The sequence below is a fragment of the Arthrobacter sp. 10N44_2 genome, assembly GCF_056394385.1.
On record NZ_JBFTHT010000004.1, the window covers coordinates 112,355 to 124,061 of the forward strand.

Genomic DNA, 11,707 nt, shown 5'->3' on the forward strand with positions numbered 1-11,707 from the left:
CGGCCTTCCCCGCGGCTCCGCCGATGATCCGTGATTGTGCAACAGGCCGTTGCACAACCGCCGCCGTCACCGGCGGCAGGCCGGTTACAGTGGTGCCATGACACTGGGGGGCGCGGCCGCGGAGCCGCTGGTACACATCAAAGACTTCCGGATGGACTTCGGGGACGCGACGGTCATCAAGGACCTGTCCTTCGATGTCCGGGCCGGGGAAACCTTCGGGTTCCTCGGCAGCAACGGGTCCGGGAAGACCACGACACTCCGGGCGCTGCTGGGGATCTATCAGCCCACCGCCGGGACCCTGCACATCGGGGGCAAACCCTTCACCCCCCAGGACGGGGCCCGGCTGGGATACCTGCCTGAGGAACGCGGCCTGTACAAGAAGGAGTCCGTCCTGGATGTGATGGTCTACTTCGGCCGTCTCAAAGGCCTGGATAAAATCCACGCAAAAACCTGGTCCCGGGACTACCTCGAACGGGTCGACCTCGCCGACAAGGCCACGACACGGCTGGATAAGCTCTCCGGCGGGCAGCAGCAGAAAATCCAGCTCGGCGTGACCATCATGAACGACCCCGAACTGCTGATCCTGGACGAACCGACCAAGGGCTTCGACCCGGTCAACCGGCGCCTGCTCATGGACATCATCGAAGACCAGAAACGCGCCGGCGCGACCGTCATCATGGTCACCCACCAGATGGAAGAAGTTGAACGGCTCTGTGACCGGGTGATCCTGCTCAAGGACGGCACCTCCCGCGCCTACGGCACCGTCGCGGAAGTCCAGGAGCAATTCGGCGGGACCGTCTACCGGCTCACCTATACCGGGGCATTGCCCCCTTCAGCACTGTATGACATCGTCAGTGCCGGCGGCGGGCATGCCGAATTCTCCCCCCATCCGGGCGCGGACGAAGCCGCCGTCCTGCACGAGCTCATCAGCCACGGCGTCGCCGTCCGGTCCTTCACCACCGCCAGGACGTCCCTGGACGAGGTCTTCATCAAGGTCTACGGCGAAACCCACGACATGGCGGAGGCATAAGAACCATGACACAGAAAACCTCCACCCAGCTCCCCTCCCCCGCACCGGCGCCGCCCACGCAGCCGCCCACGCCGAAGCGCCCCTTCGCCGGTCACAACCTCGGCACCGTCGTCGGGTTCGAATTCACCCGCACCGTGAAAAAACGCCGCTTCTGGATCGCAACCCTGGCCATCCCGGTAGTGATGGCGATCGTGTTCGCGCTCATCTACCTCAGCAACTCCTCCACCGCCGCCAGCGCCGACGCCCAGAAGACCGCCGCCATCTCCTTCACCTACACCGACGCCTCCGGACTCATCACCCCGGCGATCGCCACCGCCATGGGCGGCCGCCAGGCCAGCGATCCGGACAGAGCACTGCAGGACGTCAAAGACGGCGCAACCGACGCCTACTTCGCCTACCCCGCCGACATCGCCACCCAGCCGGTCAAGATCTACGGCCAGGACCAGGGGATCTTCGACAACGGCAAATACGACGCCGTCGCCAAACAGCTCCTCACCGCCTCGGCCCAGGCCACGATCGGCTCCCCGCAACTGATGACCGCGGCCAGCGGCGACGTCACGACCGAATCCCAGACCTTCAAGGACGGCCAGCCCGCCGGCGGCTTCGGCTCCGCCGTTCCGCCGCTGATGTTCCTGCTGATCTTCTACGTCTCGATCATTCTGCTCTCCAACCAGATGCTCAACAGCACCCTAGAAGAGAAAGAAAACCGGGTCACCGAAATGATCCTCACCACCCTGAACCCGACCACCCTGATCATCGGCAAGGTCATCGCCCTGTTCATGGTCGGCCTGGTCCAGATCCTGGTCTTCCTCACCCCCATCGCCGTCGGATACGCCTACTTCCGCGACAAACTCGCCATGCCCGACCTGGACCTCTCGACCCTGACCTTCGAACCCGGCACCATGATTGTCGGGGCACTGCTGCTGCTGGGCGGCTTCACCGTCTTCACCGGTGTCCTGGTCGCGATCGGCGCGGTCATGCCCACCGCCAAAGACGCCGGCACGATCTTCGGGCCTCTGATGGCACTGATCTTCGTCCCCTTCTACGCCATGACCCTCATCATCTCCGACCCGAACGCACCCATCGTGCAGATCTTCACCTACTTTCCGCTCTCCGCCCCCGTGACAGCCCTGCTCCGCAACGGCTTCGGCACCCTCAGTCCGCTCGAGGCAACCATCGTCATCGCCGAACTCTTCATCATCGGAATCCTCATCCTCAGACTCGCCGTCCACCTCTTCCGCTACGGATCCATCCAATACTCAAGCAAACTCTCCATCGCCGGCACCTTCCGCAAACGCAACCCCCTCACCGGTAAATGAACCCGCCCCACCGGCACACGGCTGTCGCGCTGGGTGCTTAAAGGCACCTGCGGCTAACTGGGGCCGGCACCTGTTGCCCATCCACCCGTCAAAGCCCTCCAGCTCACGTTTTGACCGGTTTTCTTTTCGAAAACCAGTTCTGACCATGTCAGTTTCAGAAGTCGTCTGCACCGAATGTCAGAAGTCGTCTGCACTCAGGGCTAAGGCCAAAGCGCACTGGCATGGGCCGAACCCTACGTGAGCTATCGCTCTACAGCTGGCCAGTGGTCGGGGACCTGCGGCAGCATCACAATCAGTTCAGCTTGCGGGCGTCTCGCAGCTGTCGCCGCCCCCGGTGGCGACGTTCCGGACGCCTGTTAGGCCCTCGACTTGTCGGTGGTGGTTAGTTCACGGTCGAGTTCCCCCACCTTCGGCCGCGCTTCGAGTTCCTTCACAGTGGATAGCGACTTATAATCGGCAGCAACGGGAAGGAGGCTCCTCAGGAGAGAACTCGGGCGCCGCGCCGCCATCTACTTCTCCCCGAGGCCCACGCTTTGGCAATCAACAGATTGTAACCAAATCGCAACATCTTTTGTCACCGAAACGCTTGACAATGATAGCTAAGCGTGGTAACAATAATAGTAGAAGGATTCCTCAGGGGTCCTTTTTTCATTTAACGCACTTGGGCTAACCGCCCAGGGAAACCCGCAAGGAGCCATGACTGGCTCCTTTTGTCGTTTAAGGGACAGGAGACCACGATGTGTGATTCGTATTCGCAGTTCGATGACGGTGTCGGCCGGACTGAGAAAGCCAGGGCTGGCAGCAACGAGGACATGAGTATCATTCATACACTGTTGCTCTCCACCGGAGTCTCCGGCGAGGGACCCATGCTCGCCATTATCTCGAAGATCCTCGACCGGTCCGTGGCGGAATGGGGGCAGCTGTCCGCGTTCGACGCCGTCCGGATCAAGACGTTCCTGCGCGAACAGGGTTCGGTCCTTTGAACCACCCGCATGGGAAGCCATCCCAGCACGGAACCCAAAAAGGGGCGTCGGAGCTCGGACTCCCCCACCCCAGCACCGCCAGCTCCAGACAAACTCACCAGATAACGCCCCACGCCCGGCTGCGGGATTTCGTCTTGTCAGGAGTGGTCCCAACTCCCGGAATTCCGAAAGTAGACCAGAGCAGCTCCCGCCCAGACAGGCAGGAATGACTTGGATGCGTCACGGACGTAAGACCATACTGAGGACCACAAGATCATAGACCTCTGCAGGCGCAGGGGTCTTTCGCTTTAAGTCCCGAAAGGGGCCTGCCCGCATAACTACCACACCTTTTCAACACGAGAGCACATTTCGAAGGACCGTCCTCGGGACGGTCCTTTTCTTTACCGTTTTTCATTCTCTTCACTCGACGTCACTGACGCACTGCAGATTCAGGAGGTAATAACTGTGAAATCACATCCATACGCACCGTTCATCAAATGGGCAATGACCACCTACTTCAGGGGTCACTGGGAGGACGTCGGCAAGTCCAAGGCGACGTTCGACTGGGTGAAGTCCATCGGGATCACAGCGGGTCGAGTGGACATGTTTCTGCGCCTTGATCATTCCCTGGGCCGCACCCTGCCAAATTCGTTGGTCATGGACATCGTTGAACTCAGTAGTTCACCGCTGCGACGAACTCTGGCTGAAAATGGTCTGCTTGACGCATTGCTTAGTACTTGGAAAGAGATGGCTGATGTCTATGGGCGGGTATCTGCGCCGGCTGACCGCGAAATGGCTCGGCTCGGTCTCCTGATGGAGTGGGGTAACGCGGTTGTGCACCTGCCGGGCAACGAGTTTCCCGGGGGCAATGCATTGGTCAGGCAGTACTGGCAGGAACGTAGTCGACTTGACTTGGATCTGCTTCGTCCTGGACGGGACAACTTCAAGTATGTCGGAATCGTCGTGAATCTGCTGAGCCTCCACAGGAGAATGTTGCGGTCCACCGAGCCCATCATTCGCTCCTCCCAAGGTCGAACCAGCAATCAATCCCTCGCGGAGTCCAGGAATGCAGCCACTTCCCTCGTTGCCTCGGGGCGGGACGCGCAGGAACGGGCTTTCGAGAGGGACCGGCTCCCGAAGTTGCCGACGAGCGATTCACGGTGGAAGAGCGCTTCAACCAGCCTGACGGATGGACTGTTTGGAAACTGGCGCGACCATTGGGACAACACTCTGCCGTAAGTCTTCGGCGCTCCAAGGTGGTCACACTGACCAGCAGTGGGTGGCCGGCGAAATGCGGGATGCGGCTAGTCTGCCACCGCGTCGGAGAGAAGGTGGCGCTGCGGTTCCCAGATCCTTTGGGGCGGAAAGACGCGGCCGGCAGAGTCATCACACACGAATTCGTCTTCGGGTCCTTAGCCGATGGGATCGACTCGGTTGAGGATGGCCGTCGCCTGGTCTGGGGCCAGCCCCAGGTTGCCGAAGAATTCGCCCGGGTCTGGGAGTTGCCCAAGCCGCCCTCGACCAACGGATGACTTCGGCGGCGGACAAACCTTCTTCCTGTCAACCGCGAACTCACAACGAATATAAATAAGTTCACTAAAGCAGTTACCCGAATCGAAGCGTTCGGATCTTCCCGCGCCACAGTACTCAGCGAAGACATGAGTAAATGTGTAAATCGCCTTGCCGATCAGGGCAGAGGCGATGGTCCCTGGGGTGGAATGAAGCCTCCAACCGCAGATGAACTAGAAGCACATAGCAGTTGCCTGTTCAACGGAGCGGTCGAACTAGCCAAGATCGCGGAACAAGAACTTTCACCCAAAGAGAATCCGGACCTTTCCGTAACGCCGGAGTCCCCATAGGAAGTGGGTTGTGGTGGAAAGGCACAGGGCCCCGCCCGCTACGGAACGGGTCCTTTCTGACTGACGACGAATGCCTAGGGACGGCCTGAATATCCTGGCTACCGTGTTGAGTCGTACTGCCCGTTGGTACAAATCCGCCCCCTGTAGTCAGGTAGTGCCCGTGAGGTGGCCGACACCCTCAATCCCGGACAAAGCAGAACCGGTCAACTCGTCGATGGCGATAAAGAGACACCTCTCACCGCAACAGTGTGGCGCTTGGTCGAGCAGTACTACTGCGAGCAGATGCCGATGCTAAAGGGGCCCTGCGGTATTGCTTCGTAGAATGGGGCCATGGATGCATCCCGCCCTGAGCCCAAATCCCGCAAGCGGCAACCGATGGATACTTTCGATCCGACCCCCGACGGGCTCAAGGCCTACACACTGGCGGAGACAGTAGACGCTGCCCGGCATCTCCTGGAAGCATTTGACACGTTCGACAACGCAATGTGGGGGTGCCGAACTCCGCTGGACTTTCGCCAAACGCTGATGCAAATGAGGGAACTGAGAGCGTCGGTCGCCGTCGAGGTGGACAAGCTCAAGAAAGTCCGGAACATCATTGAGGAAGACAGGCCACTCCCCACGGTTCACCTCGACCCCGATGACCCGTGGACAGACCCAAGGAGGCGGAACCAAACGCCCGACAACGTCCTCCAGCTACGGGCAATGGCCAAAGAGCTCGATCGAGACCACCCTGACCACGCCACGACCACGTTCCGTGAATTGATCGGGACGCAGGCTGTGCCGATGCTGGTTCGCATTCAGCGCGCCAAACGCGCACTTGCTGAGAAGGAGCAGAAGGTTGCAAGCGATGCGGCCTCGGAGGCCAAGAAGGCAGCGCTCTCGGATCGCCGCCTTGCGTCGCGGGCTGCGCACCAGTCGGAAGCGACTGGGGCCGCGGACCGGCGGCCGCCGGCAGCAGAAAGGGACCGGCGGGAGCCGGTCATTCCCTCTTCCAGCGCATCCTTCCGGCGATGACCCCGATGCGGGCCGACCGTCCCTCGTTCCGCCCACACCGTTGTCGGCCAAGATCCGCTGGGAGCCCGCAGCATTCAACACCGTGGCTGTGGTCGGCATCGACATTGGGCCGGACCACGGTGGCCACCGGGCTCCGTTCGAGGCTCCCTCGCCCAGGGCATACCCGTAGAAGCTCGACAGCGCTGAGAGCTTCACCGCCACCGTCGACGGCACACCCCCGTGAAGGTGTGCCGGTAGCCGTCCACATGCACCCGGCGCACCGTGAGCAGATCCGGGCCCACCCGGTCCAGCCAGGTGCAGTACGCGCCCAGATTTCGGGTGTACGCGGCCAGCGTGTGCCGCAAAGTCTGCGCCAGTTGCCATGCGGCAATAATGTGGGCGTGTCTCGCCGCGTTTCCGACAGGTGCCGGGTTATAAGCGAGGTCCGCACTCCACATTCCCACGCCATTAGTGACATTATGGCGTGGATTTGGGCCGTGTCGGAAAATCTCTGAGATTTCTGAAAAAGCCGCCGATTCGGCCGAAAATCCCTTGACGCACGAGCGGCGCCTACTGTAAGCGTCTCGGTGCACGCAAAAAAGAAGCCGGAAAGCATCGCGCTTTCCGGCTTCTTCGGTGCAATGGACCCGCGGCGTCTACGTGGCCGCGGGGATCGCAGTCCGCTCCTCGGCGGTCGCCGAACAGAGCGGCCCCGAGGAAGACCCCGGCCGGCTGGTTGGCGGGACGTGCGCACCCCGGCAACCGAAAGAGATCAAGGCACAGGAAAGGGAGACTGCCAACAGGCAGTCTCCCTTTCAGATTCTCTCCGGGGTCCCTCATGACCATTGGGAAGGACCGGACACCCCCTGCCGCCGCTGGTCTTGGAGACGGCTCTTCCTACTTCAGGTTGTATGTCACCTTGCCGATTTCGCTCATGCCCAGATCGTTCGATGCGACGAGGTCCACAGGTGTTGTTGCATCGTCAAGTTCATAGGCAACCGCATTTGCAACGGTTCCGCCCTTCTTGATTTTCTCCGTCTGGCTGCTCAGAAAACTGTTATCGGGGAGACCCGCAACATCAAGCTTGTTTTCTGCATTGGGATTGTTGTCCTGATACGCCGTGATGTTGAACAGGAAATTCATCGGGCTCACATCTTTGCCAGCCACATTCGTGGTTTTGTACCAAAATGCGATGACGGGCTTTTTTCCGTATTCATTGCCCTTGGCGCCCACCGGAATAATCTTGTGGTCAGTAATCTCAATTTTTATGTCCGACGTGGTCAGCACGCCATCTTTGAAGGATGCGTCACTATTGGAAGCGACGGTCTCCTCGGTCGGCGCCGACGAAGCGACGGTCGACTCCTTGGGGCTCGACGAGTTGCTGTTACCCGCGGAACTGCCAGCCGTCGTAGTTCCGGCGCACCCGCCGAGCACGAGAGCCGCCGACGCGCACGCAATGAGCACTAAAGACTTCTTCATCTGAAACTTCTTTCCCCCACGCTTGCCAACGCAAGCAAGATATTGACACCCCAGTATCACGTATAAGAAGGCGGCTTTCAGGAAACCCACGTAATAAGTACCGGGCATACTCACCCAGGCGTGGAAAAGACCCGCCCGCCGGATGGCGGACGAGACGAGCCCTTGTGTCACGGCTTAGAGGTCGCCTTTGGTCGGTCGGCGCGTGGGCGGATTCGCGGTTGCTGGCTGGTCAGCCTTGTGTGAGCCGGACAGGGCCCGTGATGTGCTTCCGCAGCTGGCTGTACATCGCCTCGAAGACTGCCAGCTCGACCCCGTCGGTCTCCCCTTGGGCGCGGACTGCACTCAGGGCCCGGTGGGTGAGCCCGTCCCAGTCACCGCGCTCCAGGAAAGCGGCACAGCCGGCGCAGCACTGCCAGTCCCCCACGTTCTCCCCCCGGGCATGCGGTAGTCCTCCACCGGCAGGACCCAGCTGGCGTCCGGGGCCAGGCAGAAGTCGCAGAGGCTGATCGTCCGGATGGTCTCCGACGGCACCGGCACCGCGGGGTGGTCCTTGTCCTCCTCCAGCGCGTGGACCCAGGTCGCACCGAACGAGCCCGTGTACTGGTTCAGGACGTGACCGCACACGGCACACGCGGTGTGCGGAAGCCCGCCGCCGATCACGCGGCGCCCTCCGTGGACGTCTCCAGATAGAGAAGGATTGTCGGGTCTCCCCTCGAACATCGAGTCATCCGTACACCGGATTGCTGACGGCCTGGCCCAAGCCATTAGCTGGCACTCCAGAGGTCCGCGCCTCTGACTACATCTGGCGTGTTGGACGGTCATAGTGACCGGCGAGAGTGTTCATAAAAGATCAGTCACTTCCCGAGTCCAGGCAGACCGCCGTGGTTATGCAAGCCGCGTCCGGGCGTTCCTGACGAGCGCTTGGTAGTGGCAACGAAGACCCCAAACACGATGGCCGAGTACTAGCATGACTCATACAACCAGGAGGCAGTTATGGCGATATCAACGCGCGCAGCTCGCCGCGACCTTGTCCGTCTCATCAAGCGCGTCAACCTCGACCATACCGAGGTTGAAATTACGTCAAAGAGCGGGTCTGCCGTGCTGATCTCCAAGGACGAGTACGATTCGCTAGTGGAGACAAGCTACCTGCTCCGCTCCCCTGTCAACTCTCATCGGCTCATGTCCGCTCTCGGATCCGCCCGCAAGGAAAAAGCTGCCGATGACAAGCCTTAGTGCCGTAACCGGACTCGCCGTTGCTTGGACTGAGCGGCATGCAACTCCCTGCAGATCCAGCGTCGGCTCAGGCCGCCGAGGGGATTCACCTGTCATCGCCGGGGCCTCAATCAGGATGACCTTCGTCTAATCCGCGAGGTGGTCGGGACTTCAGTATCTGCTTGGTGATCCACCACTCTGGTGCGGCCTGCCGATCGATGGCAGCTGCATCCCAGCCAGAAACTTCACCGTCGGCGACGTCTCGCGGCCAAGCTGATTGTCGAGGATGGCTTTCAGTCGAGCTGCGAGGATTTCGCGGTGCAGCAAGGCGAAGACCTGGTTCGTCTTCGCCGGGTCGGCTCTTTTGGCGTTGCCCGCAAGACTTCGTTGCATTGCTTCGTTTTCTCCGGTTGCCGACGCGTCCTGCTCTAAGTCTCGGCCGTTGGCTGCGAGTTTGTCCCGCGCGTGCGCACCCCTGCATTCCGCTATGAGCTGCCGGATCTCGTCGTCGTGCATCCTCGTGTATGACGTTGCCCAGACGGTATCGAGAATCGATTTGTCCTCAGGGCCGGTCAGATCGCTACGGGCCAGTGCCTCAAGGATGGTGGTGCCGTAGAAGTGCATCGTGTCGTTGGTGGAGGCAGCAGCCCCGAGGGCCCACTGGGTGCGCCGGATCCATTCGGCCCTGTCGTCCGCCTCACGCCTCCGCCCCAGGCTGCCGGTATGGGTTCCGGCGGTGCCAAGGAGAGCCCTCTTTTGACGTCGCAGTTTCAGCAAATGGAGAACGGCCGCCCCGATGATGGCCGCCGAGAGGGCGACGGATGTGAACGCTGAAATCTGCGTCCACCACCCCGGACCTTCCGGCATCAGGGCCTCCTGGGGTGCAGCTACGAGAACCCGCAGGGGTTTGCCAGCAGTCATAGCGTTGCCGTTCCCTTTCGTAGACGCCACTTCAAGGGAAGCTCAGTCAAGTTCATCCAGAATTCGGGCTATCTCCCGAAGTGTCGCTGCATCAATCCGACCGATCTGACAGGCACGAAAATTGCGCACGCCTGCGCGGCGCATGCTGCGGAGCAGAATAAGTTCCGCCTCGACGCGCTGGGAGACGGGGCCATCCTCCTCCAACAGGTATTCAGGGCTAACGCCGAACACCCGTGCCAAGGCCCGCAAGAACTCCTCCGGGAGAGCTCGCTCCTTGCCCGCTGTCAGCAGGTCCCACTGCTCCGGGGAGACGAAGAAGCCGTGCGCTTGGGCTGCGTCGCGGACTGCCGGATAGTCGAAGGGTTTTCGGTTCTCAGCCGGGATGGTGTCCAAGAGCAGGTCGACTTTCCGGGCGAGCACTTCGGCCCGTAGGCAACAAGATCCAGATTCGGCGCTCAGGTCAACTTCGTCCACGTCTGCCGCCCCAGGTGGCTGCTGTGCGAAAAGCGCCGACTCTGCAGGGCGAGGGCTCGGTTGTCGGTTCATGACACGGTCGCCAGGCGGGCTCGGTGCATGCTTGTCTCTTTTCCCGCTTTGGTGCGGCACGGCATGCCTGGCCAACTATCGCATCGAGGGCAGGCCTGCTCCATGGCGCTCCGCAGCAGCGCTTTGATTTCGTGACGTTTGGCTTCCCGAAACAACTGCTCCGCTAGAGCTCTCATTCGCTCCGCTACGAGGTGCGGGGAGGTGGAATACAGGCGAACTTGGTCTGAGAACGCAGCGGAAAGATCCAGATCGTTCCATCGTGCCAGGTGTGCCAGGAAAGCGACTTCGTCTGGGGAGACAGGTCCGCCGTCGAACGAGGCCGAGGATACGTCTCGTTCTACTTCCGTATCGAGATCCTCGGACCAAATTCTGACGCGGACGTCTTCGCCTGCGGCCTCCATTGCGGCTTCCCAACTTACCTCTTCCTCTCTATCCTTGATTCGCTTCGGAACCAGTTGCGGCGGACTGGCGTGCTGGCGGATTCCGTCCGCGTATGCGGTAGAAGCGCTTAGGCGATTCCATCGCCCTTCGCTAGCCAGGAGCGTGATCTCGTACGGGGATGCGGGTGCGCCCTCGGGGGAGGCCCATGAGGGGCACCCTTCTGCTCCGCTGCCGGGAATCGAGGGCGGAAGGCCTGTACCGTTGCCGATCTCCTCGCAGGCACCTTGCAGTGATGCCAATTCATTAATGACTAGGTCCAGCGCTTCTTCTATGGCTTCGTCGACGGCAAGTAGGTTGAGGCGCACGTTTACCCCCACAAGCATGTTGCGAACATGCTCTAATTGGCCCACTGCACGACGAACGGAGAGAACTAGCTGGGGCAGAGTGCACTTGGTCGCCTCAGGAAGCGCCGCGCACAGTCCAGGTTCCTCGGGAAACTCCCACTGTTGAACGTACCTTCCTATGCGGATGATCTCACGGACGAGATCGTCGTCTACGTCCTGGTAGCTTTTGATCTGGGCGACGAGGTCCTCCGGAGATTTGTACCGCGCAGCGGCCATCTCCCACTTGAGATGGAGAAGAAGTCCCTCCCGCGGAAACGAGCCTTCCATGTGCGCGTCGAGAACCGTTTGTAGGAGGAACGAGCTTATATCCGAATCTCTTTCCATGACGCCACCCTACAATCGCGAAGCACCCTCTCCGACGCGGTCAACGGCGGACCAAAAATGAACAGTACATCGTTCTTTATGCGCATAAACCAGTCGAAATTACAGTTTTTTCGATAGCTATATCAAGAAGCCACTCTCGACGTAATTCGACTCGGATACGAAGAGAATCTTGAAAAATGTATGAAGGCACCTCTTAGGTACGGATCCCGGCGTGTCGGGCGTGTCGGGCGTGTCTCGGCCGGGTGCGGTATGGCGTGACTGATTTGAAGCAGGTCTC

At 60.7% G+C, this 11,707-nt stretch carries 12 protein-coding genes; 6 read left to right on the forward strand and 6 right to left on the reverse strand.

Annotated features, from left to right (window positions below; genetic code table 11):
* The first annotated feature begins 97 nt into the window (after nt 1-97).
* The 5 genes from AC1DBX_RS06520 to AC1DBX_RS06540 all read left to right on the forward strand — a co-directional run bounded on the left by AC1DBX_RS06520 (nt 98) and on the right by AC1DBX_RS06540 (nt 6,184).
* On the forward strand, nt 98-1,030 hold the full coding sequence (locus AC1DBX_RS06520; protein WP_476931345.1) for an ABC transporter ATP-binding protein: 933 nt from the start codon (nt 98-100) through the stop codon (nt 1,028-1,030).
* Between the two features lie 5 nt (nt 1,031-1,035).
* Nucleotides 1,036-2,349, forward strand: a complete 1,314-nt coding sequence (locus tag AC1DBX_RS06525) for an ABC transporter permease (RefSeq protein ID WP_476931346.1) — start codon at nt 1,036-1,038, stop codon at nt 2,347-2,349.
* 812 nt (nt 2,350-3,161) lie between these two features.
* A complete protein-coding gene (locus AC1DBX_RS06530; protein ID WP_476931347.1) occupies nt 3,162-3,332 on the forward strand; it encodes a hypothetical protein in 171 nt (56 codons plus the stop codon).
* A 483-nt stretch (nt 3,333-3,815) separates the two neighbouring features.
* Nucleotides 3,816-4,550: a hypothetical protein gene (locus AC1DBX_RS06535; RefSeq protein ID WP_476931348.1), complete on the forward strand. Its 735-nt coding sequence runs from the start codon at nt 3,816-3,818 to the stop codon at nt 4,548-4,550.
* A 950-nt stretch (nt 4,551-5,500) separates the two neighbouring features.
* Nucleotides 5,501-6,184: a hypothetical protein gene (locus AC1DBX_RS06540; protein WP_476931349.1), complete on the forward strand. Its 684-nt coding sequence runs from the start codon at nt 5,501-5,503 to the stop codon at nt 6,182-6,184.
* A 191-nt stretch (nt 6,185-6,375) separates the two neighbouring features.
* Here AC1DBX_RS06540 and AC1DBX_RS06545 read toward each other — a convergent pair whose 3' ends face one another.
* From AC1DBX_RS06545 to AC1DBX_RS06555, 3 genes are all read right to left on the reverse strand, one after another.
* On the reverse strand, nt 6,376-6,627 hold the full coding sequence (locus AC1DBX_RS06545; RefSeq protein ID WP_476931350.1) for a hypothetical protein: 252 nt from the start codon (nt 6,625-6,627) through the stop codon (nt 6,376-6,378).
* Between the two features lie 433 nt (nt 6,628-7,060).
* Nucleotides 7,061-7,813, reverse strand: a complete 753-nt coding sequence (locus AC1DBX_RS06550; protein WP_476931351.1) for a DUF5067 domain-containing protein — start codon at nt 7,811-7,813, stop codon at nt 7,061-7,063.
* 58 nt (nt 7,814-7,871) lie between these two features.
* Nucleotides 7,872-8,066 (reverse strand): hypothetical protein, encoded by a 195-nt coding sequence (locus tag AC1DBX_RS06555; RefSeq protein ID WP_476931352.1) that lies wholly within the window; start codon nt 8,064-8,066, stop codon nt 7,872-7,874.
* Nucleotides 8,067-8,635: 569 nt separating this feature from the next.
* Between AC1DBX_RS06555 and AC1DBX_RS06560 the strand changes: the two genes are divergently transcribed.
* Nucleotides 8,636-8,875, forward strand: coding sequence for a type II toxin-antitoxin system Phd/YefM family antitoxin (locus AC1DBX_RS06560; RefSeq protein ID WP_476931353.1), 240 nt, complete (start codon nt 8,636-8,638; stop codon nt 8,873-8,875).
* Nucleotides 8,876-9,025: 150 nt separating this feature from the next.
* Here the strand turns inward: AC1DBX_RS06560 and AC1DBX_RS06565 are convergent, their stop codons facing one another.
* The 3 genes from AC1DBX_RS06565 to AC1DBX_RS06575 form a co-directional block, all read right to left on the reverse strand.
* Entirely contained in the window at nt 9,026-9,775 is a 750-nt protein-coding gene (locus AC1DBX_RS06565) for a hypothetical protein (RefSeq protein ID WP_476931354.1), read from the reverse strand.
* Between the two features lie 42 nt (nt 9,776-9,817).
* On the reverse strand, nt 9,818-10,249 hold the full coding sequence (locus tag AC1DBX_RS06570) for a hypothetical protein (RefSeq protein WP_476931355.1): 432 nt from the start codon (nt 10,247-10,249) through the stop codon (nt 9,818-9,820).
* A gap of 68 nt (nt 10,250-10,317) precedes the next feature.
* Nucleotides 10,318-11,430, reverse strand: coding sequence for a hypothetical protein (locus AC1DBX_RS06575; RefSeq protein WP_476931356.1), 1,113 nt, complete (start codon nt 11,428-11,430; stop codon nt 10,318-10,320).
* Between the last annotated feature and the right edge of the window lie 277 nt (nt 11,431-11,707).

Excerpts from the sequence above, each read along its gene's own strand:
- AC1DBX_RS06560 (WP_476931353.1), top strand. The coding sequence starts at position 8,636 with ATGGCGATATCAACGCGCGCAGCTCGCCGCGACCTTGTCCGTCTCATC.
- AC1DBX_RS06525 (WP_476931346.1), top strand. The coding sequence starts at position 1,036 with ATGACACAGAAAACCTCCACCCAGCTCCCCTCCCCCGCACCGGCGCCG.
- AC1DBX_RS06530 (WP_476931347.1), top strand. The coding sequence starts at position 3,162 with ATGAGTATCATTCATACACTGTTGCTCTCCACCGGAGTCTCCGGCGAG.
- AC1DBX_RS06535 (WP_476931348.1), top strand. The coding sequence starts at position 3,816 with ATGACCACCTACTTCAGGGGTCACTGGGAGGACGTCGGCAAGTCCAAG.
- AC1DBX_RS06575 (WP_476931356.1), bottom strand. The coding sequence starts at position 11,430 with ATGGAAAGAGATTCGGATATAAGCTCGTTCCTCCTACAAACGGTTCTC.
- AC1DBX_RS06520 (WP_476931345.1), top strand. The coding sequence starts at position 98 with ATGACACTGGGGGGCGCGGCCGCGGAGCCGCTGGTACACATCAAAGAC.
- AC1DBX_RS06565 (WP_476931354.1), bottom strand. The coding sequence starts at position 9,775 with ATGACTGCTGGCAAACCCCTGCGGGTTCTCGTAGCTGCACCCCAGGAG.
- AC1DBX_RS06540 (WP_476931349.1), top strand. The coding sequence starts at position 5,501 with ATGGATGCATCCCGCCCTGAGCCCAAATCCCGCAAGCGGCAACCGATG.